The organism is Pseudidiomarina salinarum, assembly GCF_000753715.1.
Taxonomy (GTDB): domain Bacteria; phylum Pseudomonadota; class Gammaproteobacteria; order Enterobacterales; family Alteromonadaceae; genus Pseudidiomarina; species Pseudidiomarina salinarum.
The window spans coordinates 572,988-591,095 of the sequence record NZ_JPER01000001.1 but is presented as its reverse complement, the minus strand read 5'-3'; the positions used below and the strand labels follow the sequence as shown (position 1 = coordinate 591,095).

The window sequence follows — 18,108 nt, the reverse complement described above, 5'->3', positions numbered from 1 at the left end:
TTATGAAAAACTTCCTTATTAAATTTGGATTTATCGTCGCATTATTGGTCTGTATACGTCCAGTTTCGGCAAATGTCTCACTCGTGGTTCTGGGCGATAGCCTGAGCGCCGGTTACGGTATGGCGCAGAGCGAATCCTGGGTGGGTATTTTACAGGATCGCTGGCAGCAACAATATCCGGAAATAACCCTTATCAACGCCAGCATCAGCGGTGATACCACGCAGGGCGCGCTGAACCGGCTGAATGGCGTGATTGAACGGCATCAGCCCGACGCAGTTTTTGTTGAGCTCGGCGGTAATGATGGCTTGCGCGGCTTCACCCCTGCAAGTATTCAGGCTAACCTGCTAAAAATCATCGACCAGTTACAGCAGCATGGGGCTACGGTAGCATTAAGTCAGATCCGCATACCACCTAATTATGGTGCCCGCTACAGTGCATTATTCGCGAATATTTTTCCGACTGTGGCGGAAGCGAAAGACGTGCCACTGGTGCCGTTTTTTATGGAACAGATTATCGAAGACGAAGGTTTAATGCAGAATGACGGAATTCACCCGAACCGCCAGGCTCAGGATCAGATAGCAACTATTATGGAACCATTCCTGCTGGAACTGGCAGGTCAGTAAAGCGTGGCGTCCCCTAGGGGATTCGAACCCCTGTTACCGCCGTGAAAGGGCGATGTCCTAGGCCTCTAGACGAAGGGGACCCGGATGCTTGATAGTTTGGCTGGCTTTAAGTGTGGCGTCCCCTAGGGGATTCGAACCCCTGTTACCGCCGTGAAAGGGCGATGTCCTAGGCCTCTAGACGAAGGGGACGCATTATACATTCAAATCAATCAGCTGTTCTGTTTGGCGTCCCCTAGGGGATTCGAACCCCTGTTACCGCCGTGAAAGGGCGATGTCCTAGGCCTCTAGACGAAGGGGACGCTGCAGAACAAATTGTGTCACGGTACCTTACTAAGGAAGCAGTTTGGTGGAGCTAAGCGGGATCGAACCGCTGACCTCTTGCATGCCATGCAAGCGCTCTCCCAGCTGAGCTATAGCCCCACGTCCTGTGAGCTGCTTCAGTACCCTGACAGCGGGGCGAATTCTATGGTAATCCTCGCACCGCCGTCAACCTTTTTTTGGCTAAAGCCAACCGTTTGCGAGTTTTTTCACCAAACTGGCTATTTGCTACGCAGCCGCCGGCCGGCTCAGCCTAAAATCGGATGTTGCTAATCGCCAAAATGATAGATGGCTTCCAGCGCTTCACGACTGGAAACCGACACATTCATATTTCGCACAATGCCGTCTTCCAGGCTATAAACCCAGCCATGGATGGTCAGCTCCTGCCCCCGATCCCAGGCCGCCTGGACGATGGTGGTCTTGGCCAGGTTGCCGACCTGTTCAATCACATTCAGCTCACATAGCCGGTTCAGCGCTTGCTCGGAATCCAGCGCCTCCAGTTCAGCCCGGTGTTCACGGTAAATATCCTTTATCGGAAACAACCAGTGATCTACCAGGCCATGGCTACAGCTTTCGGTGGCAGCTCGTACACCACCACAGCCATAATGCCCGACCACCAGAATATGCTTCACCTTCAGGCTATCGACCGCGTACTGCACCACCGACAGACAGTTGAAATCAGTCTGGATAACCTGGTTAGCCACATTGCGGTGCACGAACAATTCGCCCGGCTCCATATCGACCACCTGATTGGCGGGGACCCGGCTATCAGAGCAGCCAATCCAGAGAAACTCAGGGCTCTGCTGCGCTACTAACTTCTTAAAGTACTCAGGATCCAGGTCGATCTGACGTTGCGCCCAGCCTTTATTACTCTCCAGTAGCTTGCGTATTTTTGGCAACAGCCTTACTCCTGCTCGCGCGCTTCAATAAAAGCGATACCACGGTCAATGCGTTGCAGCACGGTTAGTTGCGGGATAAGTTCCAGGGTGACATCCAGCGACGGCGAATTGCCACCACCGGTAACGGCTACCCGCAGCGGCATTCCGACTTTGCCCATACCCACCTCCAGATCATCAGCGGCCTGCTGAATCTCTTTATGGATAGTTTCAGCGTTCCAGGTGGACAGATCAGCCAGTCGTTGCCGTACTTTCTGCAATGGTGCTTTCGCTACCGGCCGTAAGTGCTTCTTGGCGGCCGCTTCATCAAAGTCGGCAAACTCTTCATAAAAATAGCGGCTGATTGCAGCCATTTCTTTTAGCGTTTTAACCCGGTCAGCCTGCAGGTTAATAACCTGTTCCAGTGACGGTCCATCGCCCAGCTCAATACCTTGCTGCTCAAAATGCCAGCGCAGGTACATCGCCACTTCCGTTGCCGGCAACGACTTCATGTAATGTTGGTTCAGCCAGTTCAGTTTTTCCGTATTAAACGCGGATGCTGCTTTATTGACGTCGTCCAGACTGAAGAATTTAATCATTTCATCCAGACTGAAAATTTCCTGATCGCCGTGGGACCAGCCTAACCGCACCAGGTAGTTCAGCACCGCCTGCGGCAGATAACCGTCGTCACGGTACTGCATCACGCCCACGGCGCCGTGGCGTTTAGACAGCTTTTTGCCGTCATCACCGAGGATCATCGACACATGCGCGTATTCGGGTACTGGCGCACCCAGCGCCTGCAGAATATTAATCTGACGCGGCGTATTATTAATATGGTCTTCGCCACGAATCACATGGGTAATGTTCATTTCCCAGTCATCAATAACCACGCAGAAGTTATAAGTTGGCGTGCCATCGGTACGCTTAATGATCAGATCGTCCAGCTGGTCGTTGGCGAATTCAATAGGCCCGCGAATGTGGTCGTTAAACTTCACGCTGCCGGTTTGTGGATTACGAAAACGCACTACAAATTTATCGCCGGACAGATTTTCTTTATCGCGGCAACAGCCGTCATAGCGCGGCTTCTCGCCCCGCTCCATCTGTGCTTCGCGCATTTTTTCCAGCCGTTCAACCGAGCAATAGCATTTATAGGCTTTGCCTTCGGCCAGCAACTGTTCAATGTATTCGTTATAACGGGAAAAACGCTGGGTCTGATAATAGGGACCTTCATCCCAGTTTAATCCCAGCCATTCCATCCCTTCCAGAATGGCGTCGATTGCCGCCTGAGTTGAACGCTCGACATCGGTGTCTTCAATACGCAGAACAAATTTTCCGCCCTGCGCTTTGGCAACCAGCCAGGAATATAAAGCAGTACGGGCTCCGCCTACATGAAGGTAGCCGGTCGGGCTGGGGGCAAATCGGGTCACCACTGTCATAATAATTGAACTCTCCGCATGATTCAGATTAGATTGCCAGCTAGTTTATCAATAACCGGCGGTTAGCGCATCAGGCAGAAATGGTGAAAAAGCCAGCAGTCAGGTCAAATCTCTGCTATTTTCTGTTGACAGCATCGCGGAGCACCCTATAATACCGCCCCGCAGCGCAGAGAAAACGGATGGTTAGCTCAGCTGGGAGAGCACCGCCCTTACAAGGCGGGGGTCACTGGTTCGAACCCAGTACCATCCACCATCTGCCGCTTCGAAAATGAATACAAGAACTCCCTGATGGATGGTTAGCTCAGCTGGGAGAGCACCGCCCTTACAAGGCGGGGGTCACTGGTTCGAGCCCAGTACCATCCACCACTATTCCTCACTACTATGCTTCGCTAAGTAGTTGCCAGAAGCGGCGCAGATGCCGTGAAAATAGCAGAATCCATAAAGCTATCAGCCAGCCAAATACCAATACCGCTTTAACCACCGAAAATTCCGGCCAGCGTGCACTGATCAGGCTCATCAGCAATACCCCATCGATAACCCAGCTCAGCCATAACGCCAGCGGCGCAATTCGCGCACCCGCTTGCACCCAGGGTGGAATCTCGGCCTTAATCTGTGTCAGCAGCACCAAGGTGAAAAGCGCAGGCAGTCCGACCAGCAACGTCAGGCCGAACTGTTCGGTACTGGTATAGAAAAACTGCAGCAATCGCGCCCGATCGTCACTGAAGGTCAGCGAAATCACCCAGGCCACATAGCCGCGTAAAAAAAACAGCAATAAAAATATCAGTGCCAGCGGCGTCCGTAATTGCCCGTCACCGGTAAGATAGCGCTCATCACCTGCTTTCAGCATAATTCAGACCCTGGTTAGCCAAGCCGCTTCAACTGTTCTCGCAGTTTACCAACCTCGTCACGTAGCTGCCCGGCGCGTTCAAATTCAAGATCTTTTGCCGCCTGATACATGGCTTTCTCGGTTTTGTCTAACTGTTGGATCAGTACTTTAGGATCAGTCACTGGTGGCACATACCCGGGCTGACGTTCAGCGATTTGCTGGATCGCTTTGTCCTTGCGGCTGCTACGGCGCCCGGAGCCCAGATCCATCACATCGGTAACGCGTTTATTCATGCCAACCGGAGTAATCCCCATCGCCTTGTTATGGGCAACTTGTTTTTCCCGGCGCCGGCTGGTTTCTTCCATGGCCCGTTGCATTGAACCGGTAATCCGATCCGCATACAGAATGGCCCGGCCATTGAGGTTTCGCGCGGCCCGTCCGATGGTCTGAATCAACGAACGATCAGAGCGCAGGAAGCCTTCCTTGTCGGCGTCAAGAATAGCCACCAGACTGACTTCCGGCATATCCAGACCTTCCCGCAGCAGGTTAATACCGATCAGAACGTCGAATTCGCCCAACCGCAGATCACGGATGATCTCCATTCGCTCCACCGTATCAATATCCGAGTGCAAATAGCGCACCCGTATGCCGTGCTCGTCAAGATAGTCACTTAAATCCTCGGCCATCTTCTTGGTCAGCGTAGTCGCCAACACCCGCTCATTGCGCTCAGCCCGCAGCCTCACTTCCGACATCAGGTCGTCCACCTGCGTGGCCACCGGCCGGATTTCAATCTCAGGATCAATGAGCCCGGTTGGCCGCACTACCTGCTCAACCACATCACCCGCGCATTTTTCCAGTTCGTACTTGCCCGGCGTAGCCGAAACATAAATCGTCTGCGGTGCGATAGCTTCAAATTCGTCAAACTTCAGCGGCCGGTTATCCAGCGCTGATGGCAACCGGAAGCCATAGTTAACCAGGTTTTCCTTACGCGAGCGGTCCCCTTTATACATAGCGCCGATCTGCGACACAGTAACGTGGGACTCATCAATGATGAGTAACGCATCGTCTGGCAGATAATCCAGCAGCGTTGGCGGCGGCTCTCCCGGCGCGCGGCCTGACAGATAGCGGGAGTAATTCTCAATCCCCGAGCAATAACCGAGCTCCAGCATCATTTCAATATCGAACTGAGTACGCTGGCTGATGCGCTGCTCTTCGATTAGTTTATTCGCCGCCAGCAACTGCTCTTTGCGATCCTTCAGTTCAACCTTAATGCGGTCAATCGCTTTGAGGATGGTCTCGCGCGGTGTCACGTAATGCGACTTCGGGTAAATCGTCGCCCGCGCCACGTCCGCCTCAGTAACCTGCCCGGTAAGCGGTTCAAATAAACTGATCCGGTCAATCTCCTGATCAAACAGCTCAACCCGTACCGCCAGTTCATCGGATTCAGCCGGAAAGATATCAATAACCTCGCCGCGCACCCGGTAGGTAGCACGCTCAAAAGCTGCATCGTTGCGCTTGTATTGCAGTTGCGCTAAGCGCCGCAGAATATCCCGCTGATCAATAATATCGCCGCGGCGCAGATGCAGCATCATGCTCATATAGGCATCGGGATCGCCCAAACCGTAAATACAGGACACCGAGGCAACCAGTACCACATCGCGCCGCTCCAGCAGCGCCTTGGTGGCTGACAGCCGCATCTGTTCAATATGTTCGTTGATGGAAGCGTCTTTCTCAATGAAAGTATCGGTAGTGGGAACGTAGGCTTCCGGCTGATAATAGTCATAATACGAAACAAAGTATTCCACCGCGTTATTCGGAAAGAATTCTTTCATCTCACCGTAGAGCTGCGCGGCAAGGGTCTTATTATGAGCCAGGATCAGCGTTGGCCGTTGCACTTTCTCGATCACATTGGCCATGGTAAAGGTCTTACCTGACCCCGTTACGCCCAGCAAGGTCTGATGCGCCAGCCCGGCTTCCAGATTATCAACCAGCTTCTCAATCGCCTGCGGCTGATCGCCGGCAGGCTGATAGTCAGATTTTATTTCAAATACGCGCATTAAAACTGCTCCCGCTGTGTTGCCAGAGCCCGGTGAAACCACCACCAGGCCAGGCCTCCGGTTAGGATGTTTGCCACCACACCGCCGATAAACAAGCCGGGGATATCAGCAATTATAGCGCCAAGCCAGCTGAGCGGAACAAACATCACAAATAGCCGGATAATACTTAAACCCAGGGCCGACATAGGCTGATGCAAGGCATTGAAACTCGAATTGGTCAAAATGATAATGCCCTGCATCCCGTAGCCTAGTGGCATAATGTAAATGAATAAGCGAATCAGTCCGGCCACTTCCGCATCATCAGTAAATACCGCAGCAATCCAGGGCGCTGACACCACCAGGATGGCGTAAATAACCAGCTGCGCCACAATGACACCGCGAATCGCTGTTTTGTACGCTTCCGCCACCCGTCTGAAATCGTTGGCCCCAAAATTCTGGCTAATCAGCGGCGGCAGCGACATCGACAGCGCCAGAATAATGACACTGGCCAGCGATTCCAGTCGCGTTCCCACCCCGAAAGCCGCCACTGCTTTTGCGCCGTATCCGGCAATAATAGCCGTTAGCACCGCCATCGCCAGCGGCGTAAGCATGTTCGCGCTGGCCGCCGGTAAGCCAATCTTCAGAATTTGCCGGGCTGAGCGCAGCCAACTGGCGCCAGCCGGAGCAATCAGCGTCAGTAACTTCTTGTAGTTCAGGTACCACAGCACCAGTATCACGCCAATCGTCCAGGACAGTACACTGGCCAGCGCCGCGCCTTGTATGCCAAGCGCTGGCACCGGGCCCAGACCAAAAATAAAGATGGGGTCGAAAATGGCATTAAGCAACCCGCCTGATGCCATGATCAGTGACGGGGTGCGGGTATCCCCCGCGGCTCGCAGTACCGCGTTACCGACCATAGGAATAACCAGCAACACCGCGCCCAGAAACCACAACGTCATATAGTCTTCGATGTAGGTCATCAACCGTGGCTGAGCCCGCAGCGCCATAAATATCGGCTCCATAAACAGATAACCGAGCAGCGATAAGGCGGCCACCAGCAAGGCCGATACTGTAAGTGCTGTCGTGCCGTCAAAGCGCGCATGATCCTCTTTGCCGCTGCCGCGTTTGCGGGCAATCACGGCAGAGGTGCCTATGCCGAGCCCGATGCTCAGGCTCACCACGGTAAAGGTAACCGGAAAAGTAAAACTCACTGCTGCCAGGGGATCTGTGCCCAGCAGCCCGATAAAGAAGGTATCCACAACATTGAAGCTAATCAGCGTGACGATGCCGATAATCATCGGCCAGGTCATCCGCCATAAGGTAGCGGGAATTGGATCATGCAATAATGTTTTTGCCCTGACGACTGAGGCCATTAATGGTTCCGGTTGCTTAACTGAAAATAGATGAAAATAGAATCCGAACTGCTTCATACGAAGCTGTGTAGTGTATCGGATTAACGCGGCTTCTGCCATGTCGCCGCAGATTGCAGCCGTGGACAAAAATCACCAGTAATTATATGATATGGCTTTCCTCTTTCACTCACAGGATAGAGCCGTGAAATATCAGTTATCCGACCGCGTTAATGCCATCCAACCCTCACCGACCCTGGCTGTATCACAAAAAGCTGCTGAGCTTTTACTAGCCGGGCACGATGTGATTGGTTTAGGCGTGGGTGAACCCGACTTTGACACCCCCGATTTTGTCAAAGAGGCTGCCAAAGCAGCTATAGATGCAGGCCAGACGAAATATACTGCCGTCGACGGTATTATTGAATTAAAGCAGGCCGTCATTAATAAATTTAAACGCGACAACAACCTCGACTATTCACTGCCCGAAATTCTGATTTCATCTGGTGGTAAGCACAGCATCTTTAATCTGCTCAGCGCCTGGCTAAATCCCGGTGACGAAGTGGTTATTCCGGCCCCGTACTGGGTTTCATACCCGGATATGGTGAAACTGGTGGGCGGTGAGCCGGTTATTATCGAAGCCGGTATCGATCAGCGTTATAAAATTACCGCGGCCCAGCTGGACGCAGCTATCACGCCCAAAACCCGCCTGCTGTTTCTGAACAGTCCGTCGAACCCCACAGGTACGGCTTATAGCAAAGCTGAACTCAGCGAGCTTGCTGACGTACTGCGTAAGCATCCGCAGGTGCTCATTGCCAGCGATGATATGTACGAGCATATTTTGTGGACCGAAGAATCCTTTTATAACCTGGCGATGGTCGCGCCGGATCTGCACGACCGTATCATGCTGTTATCCGGTGTATCCAAAGCTTATGCCATGACCGGTTGGCGTATCGGCTATGCGGCTGGTCCCAAGCCACTCATTGCTGCGATGAAAAAGATTCAGTCACAAAGTACCTCGAATGCGGCGAGTATCAGTCAGCATGCTGCGCTGGCGGCCCTTGAAGGCGATCAAAGCTGTATCCGCACCATGGTTAATGCGTTTAAAGAGCGTCATGATTACCTGGTTGATGCCCTGAATCAGATTCCCGGCATGAAATGTATCCCTGGCGACGGCACCTTCTATACCTTTGCCAACATCGAAGGGCTGATGGCGGCTAAAGACTGCAGTACCGATATAGCGCTCTGTGAACTGATGTTAAACAACGCCAAAGTCGCGCTGGTTCCGGGAACCGCTTTTGGTGCCCCCGGACACTGCCGGTTCTCCTTTGCTACCGATTTAGCGACCCTCAAAGAAGCGGTTCGCCGGATAACGGACTTCGCCTCATAGGCGTTGTTCGTTACCCCCCCTCGCCCTACCAGTCAGACCAGTTAAAAGTGCCTGAAATCGCGCTATTTTCAGGCAATCCTGATAAGAAATACACAAGCCGGAAAAATTTCATTTAGCTCTGTTCGGACAGAATAAACGGTTCGTCGCATTCACCACGAAAAATATGCAACCAATTGATAAATAATGAATTTTTATTTCCTAGTTATTTTTTAAGCAATCTCTTAAACAGCCGCTACCAAGCGGTTTTCATAGCAACACACATAGTTTCCCACAAGGTTATCCACAGATTTAGTGGATAAGATCGTCAACCCGTTGTAACGCCTGATGTCTGCCTTGTTGTGGATAACCAGGCACCGTCATTTGCTATTCCGAATGTTATAGCGAGGCAGTTGTGAGTTGCTTGACAAACAACTTTTCATCCAGGCTGCGCACAAAACGCGCAAACGCGCATTTTTACTATTGACAGCTTGCGCAAGCCCCTTTAACATTCGCTCCCGTTGTCGGATGTGTTCCCCAGTAGCTCAGTTGGTTAGAGCGGTGGACTGTTAATCCATGTGTCGTAGGTTCGAATCCTACCTGGGGAGCCAGACATCCTTTCAACAACCTCTCTTTGCAATTCCCCAGTAGCTCAGTTGGTTAGAGCGGTGGACTGTTAATCCATGTGTCGTAGGTTCGAATCCTACCTGGGGAGCCATCTTCATTACCGTTGTAGTTCGTTAACCTCGTTGTAATAATTCCCGATAATCTGCCGTATCCGTTTTACGCCACAGTGCCTTGCTCAGTTCGCTAACAGGCCGTTCCGCACCTTCTGCCAGCCATTGCGCTAATTCAGTTGCCACATCAGGCCACCAGCATTGCCGTGCCCGACCATGTTCCAGCCAGTTACTTAGTTCCGCCGTATCCAGATTTTGCATGACCGTTGCTAATTGCAGTTGTTCCAGGCAGCGCGCATTAGCGAGCTGCTCGAACTGACCGGCTAATGGCCTCACCAGGAGTTTTTTTCCGTGCCATAGGGCCTCGCAGCTGGTTTCAAAGCCCGCGTTACTGATAACTCCGCAGGCGCGGCTAAATACCTCAGCAAAACCATCCCGTGAAGGCGGGTAGTAACTAACAGGGCCAATCTGCTTTTGGGTAACGCCCGGGTGAAATACGCTAAAGCGATAATCACTCAAACCCTGCAACAAGCGATGAATGCGGGGTAATGGCTCAAATGGCAGGTAAACCAAATAGTGATTATCCTCGCGCGGCAACTGCGGGCCCCGCTGATGGATAACCGGCGGCAATATATGCGAACCGCCGCTGGTCCAGTGCATGCCCACAGCATCAGTGACTGGCGCGAACCAGCGCAGCAACTGACGTTGAGCAGCATGAATCTGTAATCCGTGACAAGGCTTATAGAATGCATACTGACGGCCAATCCCTATGACCGGTCGCTGTTGCTTGCGCGCGGCCCAGGCCGTCACTGGCTCATAGTCCGTAACGATGCGATCATAGGGACTTAAATCAAGTTCCTGGACATCCTGCCAGAACTGCCGCCAGTTATTGCGCCGTACCGTCTCGCGTACTGCCACCCGACCCTTCTGAACAGCGAAGGTCAAGCCCTGTCTCCAGTGCCAGTTACCGAAGGGTTCCATATCGAAGAATCCGGCATGGGGCCGACCTGACATAAGAAAGTCGACCTGAACCTGCTGTGCCGCCAGCGCTTCTGAGAGCGCTGCGCAGCGGCTCAAGTGACCATTACCAGTGCCTTGTACGCCGATCAGGATGCGCATACGAACTACTCCTTTTTAGCTTGCTGTCATCGTTAACGAAAACCAGGCGAGGACACTACCTAAAAGGGCTCCGGCCGCCACATCCCCGGGGTAGTGAACGCCCAGCAGAATCCGCGACAGCCCGATTAATGACGCCCATAGATAAGTCGTTTCGATCCAACCGGGATAGTAGCTACCGATAATGCCGGCAAACATGAGAGCGGCGGTGGTATGTCCGGACGGGAAACTAAATTGATCGTGGGCTTCGATGACAGCTTTGAAGTCGCGCATTGCCTGGTAGGGCCGGAGCGGGACAGCCATCGCACACTACGACTTTGCGACAGTCGGGGCAACCGGCCATTAAACCAGCAAAAACTGATCCGATCATAGCGACTCAAATGCTCAAGCCAACGTGCCATTCGTAATCCCCCGCCTGTGCGTGTTGAGCTTACCTTAGGCGGCTTAAATTTCGGGCGGGCGACAGATTTATGAAGTTTGCGTGACAAAGTCGAATAACACTACAGTTAGTCGGTTGTTTCATGTCGCTAAAAATCCGATAATAGCGGTAATTCTTAATGATCGGATGGAATCTGCTATGGGTGACTACCTGCTGCTGTTAGTGGCAACGGTACTAGTCAACAATTTCGTGCTGGTGAAGTTTCTTGGCTTATGCCCCTTTATGGGTGTGTCCAATAAGCTGGAGACCGCTATCGGCATGTCCGCCGCCACGACCTTTGTGCTTACCCTGGCATCCGTCTGCAGCTATCTGATCAACCAGTACATTCTGGTACCGCTGGATTTACTCGCCCTGCAGACCTTAAGTTTTATTCTGGTTATTGCGGTGGTGGTGCAGTTCACCGAAATGGTCGTGCACAAAACCAGCCCGACCTTATATCGTTTACTCGGGATTTTCCTGCCGTTAATTACCACCAACTGTGCGGTGCTGGGTGTGGCGCTGCTCAATATCAATGAACAGCATAACTTTGTTGAATCCATCATTTATGGTTTTGGCGCGGCGATTGGCTTCTCGCTGGTACTGATCTTATTCTCAGCGATGCGTGAACGGCTGGCGGCGGCCGATGTGCCACTGCCCTTTAAAGGCGCTGCCGTCGCTATGATTACCGCGGGCCTGATGTCCCTCGCCTTTATGGGCTTTACCGGGCTGGTGACTGTCACATGAGTATAGTTACCGCGCTGCTGGCACTGGGCGTGCTGGCGCTGATCTTTGGTCTGGTGCTGGGCTTCGCTGCGGTGCGCTTTAAAGTAGAAAGCGATCCTATCGTTGATCAGATTGACGCCCTGTTGCCCCAGACCCAGTGTGGTCAGTGTGGCTACCCCGGTTGCCGGCCCTATGCCGAAGCTATTGCTAACGGTGATGACATTAACAAATGCCCGCCGGGTGGTGAGTCGACCATACGTAACCTGGCTGACCTTATGGGCGTTGAAGCCAAACCGCTCGACGCGGCGCACGGCACCGAAGATACCAAAAAAGTGGCGGTTATCCGTGAAGATGAGTGCATCGGTTGTACCAAGTGTATTCAGGCGTGCCCGGTCGATGCCATTCTTGGCGCTGCGAAACACATGCATACCGTACTTGAGCATGAATGTACCGGCTGTGACCTCTGCGTAGAACCCTGCCCGGTCGATTGTATTGATATGGTGCCGGTACCCACCCGTCCGGAAAACTGGCAGTGGAATCTGCAAAAGATCCCCGTACATACTGTGGAGTCATCGGATTAATGTCTGCTGAATTAACCGATATTGAAGCGGATCGCCTGTGGAATTTCCCCGGTGGCATTCATCCACCGGAGCGAAAAGAACTTTCCAGTGGCACACCGCTCAGCAGCTTACCTGCGGCGGGCGACTATCGCGTTCCGGTAAAACAACACAACGGCGAGCCCGGTGAAGTCTGTGTCCAGATTGGTCAGCAGGTTCTCGCCGGCGAACCCCTGACTAAACCCGGTATGGCTAACGGCCTGCCCGTGCATGCACCAACTTCCGGCACCATTACCGCCATTGGCCCGGCCCGGATTGCCCATCCATCCGGGCTGGCTGATCTGGTTATTAGTATTCGCGCCGATGGCGAAGACAACTTTTGCGAACTCTATCCGGTGCCTGATTATCAGCAATTATCCCGAACGGAACTGCTCGATCGCCTGCGCGACGCCGGCATCGCAGGTCTGGGCGGCGCTGGCTTTCCCACCGACCGCAAACTGGCGCTGCAGCGGCCGCTGGATTATCTGATCATTAATGGGGTCGAATGTGAGCCTTATATCACCGCTGACGACCGCCTGATGCAGGAACATGCCGCGGAAATCGTCCGCGGCACCGAGATCCTGCTTTATATCGCTGGCTGCTCCAAAGCGCTGATCGCGATTGAAGCGAATAAGCCCGCGGCAATCGAGGCGTTCAAGCCGCTACTGGCCGATCACCCGACCATAAAGCTGCGGATCATTCCGGTTAAATACCCATCGGGCGGCGAAAAACAACTGATTCAAATTCTGACGGGCCGCGAAGTTCCAAGCCGCGGACTGCCGATCGACATTGGCCTGGTGATGCATAACGTCGGCACCGCATTTGCTGTGCAGGATGCCGTTGACCATGGTCGCCCGCTGATCCAGCGTGTGGTTACGGTAACCGGCGAAAATGTCCGCAAGCCTGGTAATTACTGGGTCCGTCTTGGCACCCCCGTAGAGAGACTATTAAAGCGTTGCGACTATGCGCCTGAACCGCAGCAGCCTGTGATCATGGGCGGTCCCATGATGGGCTTTACCCTGCCCGATTTAACCGTACCTGTGGTGAAAATCACCAATTGTATTTTATTACCCGCCTCAAGCGAGCTGGCTCCGGCACAACAGGAAATGCCCTGTATCCGCTGTGGTGCCTGTTCGGATGTGTGCCCGGCTGAGCTGTTACCACAGCAACTGCAATGGCTGGCCAAAGCAAAAGATTATGACGGCCTGGAAGAACAGAACCTGTTCGACTGCATCGAGTGCGGGGCTTGTGCTTATGTGTGCCCCAGCGAGATCCCGCTAGTGCATTATTATCGTAAAGCCAAGGCGGAGATCCGCAATATAGCGCGTGACAAAGCCAGTGCCGAAATTGCCCGCGAGCGTTTCGAGGCGCGCCAGCAGCGGCTGGAACGTGAGAAAGCAGAGCGTCTTGAACGGCACCGGCAAGCTGCCGAAGCCCGCGAGAAAGCCCAGGCGCAAGCCGTAAAAGCTGGCGGCGACAACCCTCAGGATGCAGTGCAGGCAGCTATTGCGCGGGCAAAAGCCCGAAAAGCGGCCCAGGCCGCAGCAGCCACTAAGGCCGGTGATAAGAATGATGGCAAGAATGATGGCAAGAGCACAGGGGACTCAGAATGACCTTTAAAATAGCGGCCTCTCCCCATACCCATCAGCGCCGCACTACCCGGCAAATTATGCGGCTGGTTTATCTGGCGCTGATCCCTGGCGTGATATTGCAAAGCGTATTTTTTGGCTGGGGGGTATGGTTCCAGCTGATACTTGCGCTGGCCACCGCCTGGCTGGCTGAAGGCCTTTGCATGCGCCTGCGGGGGCGTCCCATGTGGTCAGCCTGGCGTGATCATACCGCAATGGTGACTGCGGTACTGCTGGCCATCAGTATCCCCGCCCTGGCGCCCTGGTGGATTATTGTCATCGGCACCGCCTTTGCGGTCATTGTGGTAAAACACGTGTACGGCGGAGTCGGACAGAACCTCTTTAACCCGGCCATGGCGGGCTATGTTGTGCTGCTGGTGTCGTTCCCGGTACAGATGACCAGCTGGCCGGCCCCCACCATGCTGACGGAACACAGTATTTCAGTGGTTGATACCATCAACCTGATTGTCAGTGGCTACACCAGTGCCGGCTATAACCTCGAGCAACTGCGCACCGGCATCGACGGCCTGACAATGGCCACCCCGCTGGACAGTCTGCGTACTGACCTGGGAAGCCAGATGACCCTGGCTGAAGCCACTGACAAGCCTATCTTTACCGACTTTGCCGGCGTTGGCTGGCAGTGGATTAACCTGGCTTACCTGCTCGGCGGGCTGGTACTCATCAAATTGCGCGTGATTAGCTGGCATATCCCCGCAGGTGTTCTGCTGGGTCTTGGCCTGCCGGCGCTGCTTGGCGCGGCCTTTGCCCCCGATCAGCAAATTGGTCCGGTACTACACTTATTCAGCGGTGCGACCATGCTCGGCGCCTTTTTCATAGCGACGGATCCCGTTACCGCCGCCACCTCCAATCGCGGCCGGCTGTGGTTCGGTCTGCTCATTGGTGCACTGGTATATATCATTCGTACCTGGGGCGGTTATCCCGACGGGGTCGCGTTCGCGGTGCTGCTGGGCAACATGATGGTACCGGTAATTGATAAATACACCCGGCCGGTCGTTTATGGCCATCGAGGTCACCCATGATCGCCAGAAGTATGCAGCGTAACGGTCTGATCCTGGCAGCTTTTGCCTGCGCAGCCACTTTGTTGGTGGTGATCACCGCCCGCTTAACCGCTGAACCGATCGCCCGCCAGCAGCAACAGGAGTTGCTGCAGGTACTGAACCAGGTGATTGCACCAAACGAGCATGACAACGACTTATATCAGAGTTGTATCCGGGTGCGTTACGAACAGCTTGGCCCCCCACCCCAGGCCGTTTACCGGGCAACGATGAACGGCGAGCCCGTGGCTGCGGCCATGGAAGTGACGGCGCCAAATGGTTATAGTGGGGCTATTAAGCTACTGGTTGCGGTATATACCGATGGCAGTGTGGCCGGCGTACGAACGCTGCAGCATCAGGAAACCCCGGGCCTTGGCGACAAGATTGAAATCCGTAAAAATGACTGGATAACCAGTTTTGACGGGCGCGAAGTCCGTGCTGAGGATGACCCGCGCTGGGCGGTAAAGCGCGATGGCGGTCAGTTTGATCAGTTCACCGGCGCCACCATCACGCCGCGCGCTGTGGTGCAGGCGGTAGAACGCGCTGTCAGGGTATTTAAGCAGCATCAGCAAGACTGGTTCCGGCAGCCGGCCAACTGTAACGAGCCGGTGCCTTCAACTGTTCCGGAAAAGGCAGAACCATGAACGAATACAAAGAACTGACATGGCAAGGCCTGTGGGCGAACAACCCCGCTCTGGTGCAATTACTTGGCCTGTGTCCACTGCTGGCGGTGACCTCCACCGTCACCAACGCGCTTGGTCTGGGGCTGGCTACCTTACTGGTTTTAGTTGGCTCGAATATCACGGTGTCACTGGTTCGCGACTGGGTACCAAAAGAAATTCGTATTCCGGTTTTCGTCATGGTCATTGCGACCTTTGTCACCGTTATCCAGTTACTGATGAACGCCTATGTCTACGGTCTGTATCAGTCGCTGGGGATCTTTATCCCGCTAATCGTCACCAACTGCGCCATTATCGGCCGGGCTGAAGCCTACGCTTCAAAAAATCCCTGGCGTCGTTCGGCCTTTGATGGGCTGATGATGGGTATAGGTTTCAGTGCGGTCTTAGTCGTGCTTGGCGGCGTGCGCGAAATCATCGGCAACGGTAGCCTGTTCGATGGCGCCGAACTGCTGCTGGGCGACTGGGCCGCGGGCCTGCGGGTGGAACTCTTTGCAGTTGACTACCCGTTATTGCTGGCGATACTTCCGCCGGGCGCTTTTATCGCCATGGGCTTTATTATTGCCCTGAAAAACCTTATCGATCATTATCGCGAACAGCGTGCTAAACAGCCCGCCAAACAAGTAACCCGAGCCCGGGTGACTGCCCAATGAATAAACAGAAACGAATCGAAATTCTCACCCGCTTCCGTGACAGTAACCCCAACCCGGATACCGAACTCGAGTACAGCTCGACCTTCGAGCTGCTGATTGCGGTCATACTCTCTGCCCAGGCCACCGATAAAGGCGTCAACAAAGCAACCAGTAAGCTGTTTCCCGATGCCAATACGCCGGGTGCGATTCTGGCGCTGGGCGTAGACGGCCTGAAAGACTATATCAACAGCATCGGACTCTATAACAGCAAAGCCGAAAACATTATCAAAACCTGCGCTATCTTAGTGCGTGATTATCACGGCGAAGTACCGGAAGATCGCGAGGCGCTGGAATCCTTGCCGGGGGTTGGCCGCAAAACCGCTAATGTGGTGCTGAATACTGCTTTTGGCTGGCCGACTATTGCCGTTGATACCCATATTTTCCGGGTCGCTAACCGCACTAAATTTGCGCCCGGAAAAAATGTCCGCGCCGTTGAGGATAAGCTGGAAAAAGTAATCCCTAAAGAATTCAAAACCGACGCGCACCACTGGTTTATTCTGCATGGCCGCTATACTTGTATCGCGCGTAAACCGCGCTGCGGTAGTTGCCTGATCGAAGATCTTTGCGAATATCCGCACAAAACATCCGACGACTAAGGACTTCATATGCGTTTACTGCACACCATGTTACGGGTAGGTGATTTACAGCGCTCAATAACATTTTACACCGAGGTTATGGGCATGAAGCTGTTGCGCCAGGCCGACAATGAAGAGTATAAGTACTCGCTGGCTTTTGTCGGCTACGGTCCGGAAACCGATCATACGGTATTGGAACTGACCTATAACTGGGATGTCGATTCATACGAACATGGCAAAGCTTTTGGTCATATTGCGATTGGCGTTGAAGATATTCAGCATACCTGTAAGCAGATCAAAGCAGCCGGTGGGGATGTCTACCGCGAACCAGGCCCGGTTAAAGGTGGCAGCACAGTGATCGCCTTCGTCCGGGATCCCGATGGCTACGCTATTGAGCTGATTGAACGTACCTGAACCAACTCACTGAGAATTTATGTCTACTGATCCTTTGTCTACCGATCCACTCGTACAGATGAAACAGCGGTTCCGGGGCTACCTGCCGGTGGTTATTGATGTTGAGACCGGCGGTTTTAACCCCCGCACCGATGCCCTGCTGGAAATTGCCGCTGTGACGCTGAAATTTGACAAACAAGGGCAGCTGCATCCTGATCAGACCGTTCATTTTCATGTTGAGCCGTTCGAGGGTGCCAATATTGAGCAGGCGGCAATTGATTTTAACGGCATCAACCCGCACTCGGCTCTGCGTGGCGCGGTAGCGGAAGAATACGCCCTGAAAGAGCTTTTCAAACCTATCCGTAAGGCGCAGAAGGAAGCTGGCTGTCAGCGCTGCGTGCTGGTTGGACATAACGCCACTTTCGACCATAACTTTCTGATGGCGGCTGCCGAGCGGGTTAATTTAAAGCGCAATCCTTTTCACCCTTTCGTGACCTTCGATACCACCGCTCTGGCGGCGTTGACCCTTGGTCAAACCGTGCTTATCAAAGCTTGTCAGGCGGCCGGGATCCCTTTCGATACGCAGCAGGCCCACGGTGCGCTTTACGATACCGAGCGCACCGCCGAGCTATTTTGCTATATCGTTAATCATTATCAGCAACTCGGTGGCTGGCCGCGCTCCACGACCACTGATTAAGGTTTTTCTGCTTCAGCATTAAAAAAGCCACCACA

Annotated in this window: 18 protein-coding genes and 8 tRNA genes; 15 read left to right on the top strand and 11 right to left on the bottom strand. The window is 53.6% G+C overall.

Features of this window, described 5'->3' with window-relative positions; translation table 11 throughout:
- Positions 1-2: 2 nt before the first annotated feature.
- Entirely contained in the window at positions 3-623 is a 621-nt protein-coding gene (locus tag IDSA_RS02825) for an arylesterase (protein ID WP_034774021.1), read from the top strand.
- Positions 624-627: 4 nt separating this feature from the next.
- Here IDSA_RS02825 and IDSA_RS02820 read toward each other — a convergent pair.
- From IDSA_RS02820 to gltX, 6 genes are all read right to left on the bottom strand, one after another.
- Positions 628-703: transfer RNA gene (locus IDSA_RS02820), tRNA-Glu, on the bottom strand.
- A gap of 33 nt (positions 704-736) precedes the next feature.
- Positions 737-812: transfer RNA gene (locus IDSA_RS02815), tRNA-Glu, on the bottom strand.
- A gap of 34 nt (positions 813-846) precedes the next feature.
- Positions 847-922, bottom strand: a tRNA-Glu gene (locus IDSA_RS02810).
- Between the two features lie 45 nt (positions 923-967).
- Positions 968-1,043: transfer RNA gene (locus IDSA_RS02805), tRNA-Ala, on the bottom strand.
- 167 nt (positions 1,044-1,210) lie between these two features.
- Entirely contained in the window at positions 1,211-1,840 is a 630-nt protein-coding gene (can, locus tag IDSA_RS02800; protein ID WP_034774020.1) for a carbonate dehydratase, read from the bottom strand.
- A 5-nt stretch (positions 1,841-1,845) separates the two neighbouring features.
- Positions 1,846-3,252, bottom strand: coding sequence for a glutamate--tRNA ligase (gltX, locus tag IDSA_RS02795; RefSeq protein ID WP_034774018.1), 1,407 nt, complete (start codon positions 3,250-3,252; stop codon positions 1,846-1,848).
- A 177-nt stretch (positions 3,253-3,429) separates the two neighbouring features.
- On the opposite strand from gltX, the gene IDSA_RS02790 reads away from it, so the two are divergent.
- Positions 3,430-3,505: transfer RNA gene (locus IDSA_RS02790), tRNA-Val, on the top strand.
- A gap of 37 nt (positions 3,506-3,542) precedes the next feature.
- Positions 3,543-3,618, top strand: a tRNA-Val gene (locus IDSA_RS02785).
- Positions 3,619-3,631: 13 nt separating this feature from the next.
- Here the strand turns inward: IDSA_RS02785 and IDSA_RS02780 are convergent.
- The 3 genes from IDSA_RS02780 to IDSA_RS02770 are packed head-to-tail and all read right to left on the bottom strand — an operon-like array spanning position 3,632 to position 7,487.
- Complete coding sequence (locus tag IDSA_RS02780) at positions 3,632-4,099, bottom strand: DUF2919 family protein (RefSeq protein WP_051986023.1); 468 nt, start codon at positions 4,097-4,099, stop codon at positions 3,632-3,634.
- A gap of 14 nt (positions 4,100-4,113) precedes the next feature.
- Positions 4,114-6,135, bottom strand: a complete 2,022-nt coding sequence (gene uvrB / locus IDSA_RS02775; RefSeq protein WP_034774017.1) for an excinuclease ABC subunit UvrB — start codon at positions 6,133-6,135, stop codon at positions 4,114-4,116.
- Positions 6,135-7,487, bottom strand: a complete 1,353-nt coding sequence (locus IDSA_RS02770) for an MATE family efflux transporter (RefSeq protein ID WP_034774015.1) — start codon at positions 7,485-7,487, stop codon at positions 6,135-6,137. Before IDSA_RS02770 ends, uvrB begins: the two co-directional genes overlap by 1 nt.
- Before the next feature lie 181 nt (positions 7,488-7,668).
- On the opposite strand from IDSA_RS02770, the gene IDSA_RS02765 reads away from it, so the two are divergent.
- From IDSA_RS02765 to IDSA_RS02755, 3 genes are all read left to right on the top strand, one after another.
- Positions 7,669-8,850 carry a pyridoxal phosphate-dependent aminotransferase gene (locus tag IDSA_RS02765; RefSeq protein ID WP_034774014.1) on the top strand — a complete coding sequence of 394 codons (1,182 nt, stop codon included), beginning with the start codon at positions 7,669-7,671 and terminating at the stop codon, positions 8,848-8,850.
- A gap of 510 nt (positions 8,851-9,360) precedes the next feature.
- Positions 9,361-9,437: transfer RNA gene (locus tag IDSA_RS02760), tRNA-Asn, on the top strand.
- 30 nt (positions 9,438-9,467) lie between these two features.
- Positions 9,468-9,544: transfer RNA gene (locus IDSA_RS02755), tRNA-Asn, on the top strand.
- Between the two features lie 22 nt (positions 9,545-9,566).
- On the opposite strand, the gene IDSA_RS02750 is transcribed toward IDSA_RS02755, so the two are convergent.
- Positions 9,567-10,622: a glycosyltransferase family protein gene (locus tag IDSA_RS02750; protein WP_034774012.1), complete on the bottom strand. Its 1,056-nt coding sequence runs from the start codon at positions 10,620-10,622 to the stop codon at positions 9,567-9,569.
- Between the two features lie 15 nt (positions 10,623-10,637).
- Positions 10,638-10,922: a phosphatase PAP2 family protein gene (locus IDSA_RS02745; RefSeq protein WP_051986021.1), complete on the bottom strand. Its 285-nt coding sequence runs from the start codon at positions 10,920-10,922 to the stop codon at positions 10,638-10,640.
- A gap of 274 nt (positions 10,923-11,196) precedes the next feature.
- Between IDSA_RS02745 and rsxA the strand changes: the two genes are divergently transcribed.
- The 9 genes from rsxA to rnt are packed head-to-tail and all read left to right on the top strand — an operon-like array spanning position 11,197 to position 18,073.
- Positions 11,197-11,781 carry an electron transport complex subunit RsxA gene (rsxA, locus tag IDSA_RS02740; RefSeq protein WP_034774010.1) on the top strand — a complete coding sequence of 195 codons (585 nt, stop codon included), beginning with the start codon at positions 11,197-11,199 and terminating at the stop codon, positions 11,779-11,781.
- Complete coding sequence (gene rsxB, locus IDSA_RS02735; protein WP_034774007.1) at positions 11,778-12,341, top strand: electron transport complex subunit RsxB; 564 nt, start codon at positions 11,778-11,780, stop codon at positions 12,339-12,341. The genes rsxA and rsxB overlap by 4 nt, the downstream gene beginning before the upstream one ends.
- Positions 12,341-13,969: an electron transport complex subunit RsxC gene (gene rsxC, locus IDSA_RS02730; RefSeq protein WP_051986020.1), complete on the top strand. Its 1,629-nt coding sequence runs from the start codon at positions 12,341-12,343 to the stop codon at positions 13,967-13,969. The genes rsxB and rsxC overlap by 1 nt, the downstream gene beginning before the upstream one ends.
- Entirely contained in the window at positions 13,966-15,024 is a 1,059-nt protein-coding gene (gene rsxD / locus IDSA_RS02725) for an electron transport complex subunit RsxD (RefSeq protein WP_034774004.1), read from the top strand. Before rsxC ends, rsxD begins: the two co-directional genes overlap by 4 nt.
- The gene (gene rsxG / locus IDSA_RS02720) at positions 15,021-15,683 is read left to right on the top strand and encodes an electron transport complex subunit RsxG (protein WP_051986019.1); all 663 of its coding nucleotides are present in this window, start codon (positions 15,021-15,023) and stop codon (positions 15,681-15,683) included. Before rsxD ends, rsxG begins: the two co-directional genes overlap by 4 nt.
- Complete coding sequence (locus tag IDSA_RS02715; protein ID WP_034774002.1) at positions 15,680-16,369, top strand: electron transport complex subunit E; 690 nt, start codon at positions 15,680-15,682, stop codon at positions 16,367-16,369. The genes rsxG and IDSA_RS02715 overlap by 4 nt, the downstream gene beginning before the upstream one ends.
- Positions 16,366-17,004, top strand: coding sequence for an endonuclease III (gene nth / locus IDSA_RS02710; RefSeq protein ID WP_034774001.1), 639 nt, complete (start codon positions 16,366-16,368; stop codon positions 17,002-17,004). The genes IDSA_RS02715 and nth overlap by 4 nt, the downstream gene beginning before the upstream one ends.
- A 9-nt stretch (positions 17,005-17,013) precedes the next feature.
- On the top strand, positions 17,014-17,397 hold the full coding sequence (gene gloA, locus IDSA_RS02705) for a lactoylglutathione lyase (RefSeq protein WP_034774000.1): 384 nt from the start codon (positions 17,014-17,016) through the stop codon (positions 17,395-17,397).
- A 19-nt stretch (positions 17,398-17,416) separates the two neighbouring features.
- Positions 17,417-18,073 carry a ribonuclease T gene (gene rnt / locus IDSA_RS02700; RefSeq protein WP_232221250.1) on the top strand — a complete coding sequence of 219 codons (657 nt, stop codon included), beginning with the start codon at positions 17,417-17,419 and terminating at the stop codon, positions 18,071-18,073.
- Positions 18,074-18,108 lie beyond the last annotated feature (35 nt).

Bases quoted from the DNA above. Each gene is read 5' to 3' on its own strand.
- IDSA_RS02825 (WP_034774021.1), top strand. From the start codon at position 3: ATGAAAAACTTCCTTATTAAATTTGGATTTATCGTCGCATTATTGGTC.
- gltX (WP_034774018.1), bottom strand. From the start codon at position 3,252: ATGACAGTGGTGACCCGATTTGCCCCCAGCCCGACCGGCTACCTTCAT.
- IDSA_RS02780 (WP_051986023.1), bottom strand. From the start codon at position 4,099: ATGCTGAAAGCAGGTGATGAGCGCTATCTTACCGGTGACGGGCAATTA.
- uvrB (WP_034774017.1), bottom strand. From the start codon at position 6,135: ATGCGCGTATTTGAAATAAAATCTGACTATCAGCCTGCCGGCGATCAG.
- IDSA_RS02770 (WP_034774015.1), bottom strand. From the start codon at position 7,487: ATGGCCTCAGTCGTCAGGGCAAAAACATTATTGCATGATCCAATTCCC.
- IDSA_RS02750 (WP_034774012.1), bottom strand. From the start codon at position 10,622: ATGCGCATCCTGATCGGCGTACAAGGCACTGGTAATGGTCACTTGAGC.
- IDSA_RS02745 (WP_051986021.1), bottom strand. From the start codon at position 10,922: ATGGCTGTCCCGCTCCGGCCCTACCAGGCAATGCGCGACTTCAAAGCT.
- rsxA (WP_034774010.1), top strand. From the start codon at position 11,197: ATGGGTGACTACCTGCTGCTGTTAGTGGCAACGGTACTAGTCAACAAT.
- rsxB (WP_034774007.1), top strand. From the start codon at position 11,778: ATGAGTATAGTTACCGCGCTGCTGGCACTGGGCGTGCTGGCGCTGATC.
- rsxC (WP_051986020.1), top strand. From the start codon at position 12,341: ATGTCTGCTGAATTAACCGATATTGAAGCGGATCGCCTGTGGAATTTC.
- rsxD (WP_034774004.1), top strand. From the start codon at position 13,966: ATGACCTTTAAAATAGCGGCCTCTCCCCATACCCATCAGCGCCGCACT.
- rsxG (WP_051986019.1), top strand. From the start codon at position 15,021: ATGATCGCCAGAAGTATGCAGCGTAACGGTCTGATCCTGGCAGCTTTT.
- IDSA_RS02715 (WP_034774002.1), top strand. From the start codon at position 15,680: ATGAACGAATACAAAGAACTGACATGGCAAGGCCTGTGGGCGAACAAC.
- nth (WP_034774001.1), top strand. From the start codon at position 16,366: ATGAATAAACAGAAACGAATCGAAATTCTCACCCGCTTCCGTGACAGT.
- gloA (WP_034774000.1), top strand. From the start codon at position 17,014: ATGCGTTTACTGCACACCATGTTACGGGTAGGTGATTTACAGCGCTCA.
- rnt (WP_232221250.1), top strand. From the start codon at position 17,417: ATGTCTACTGATCCTTTGTCTACCGATCCACTCGTACAGATGAAACAG.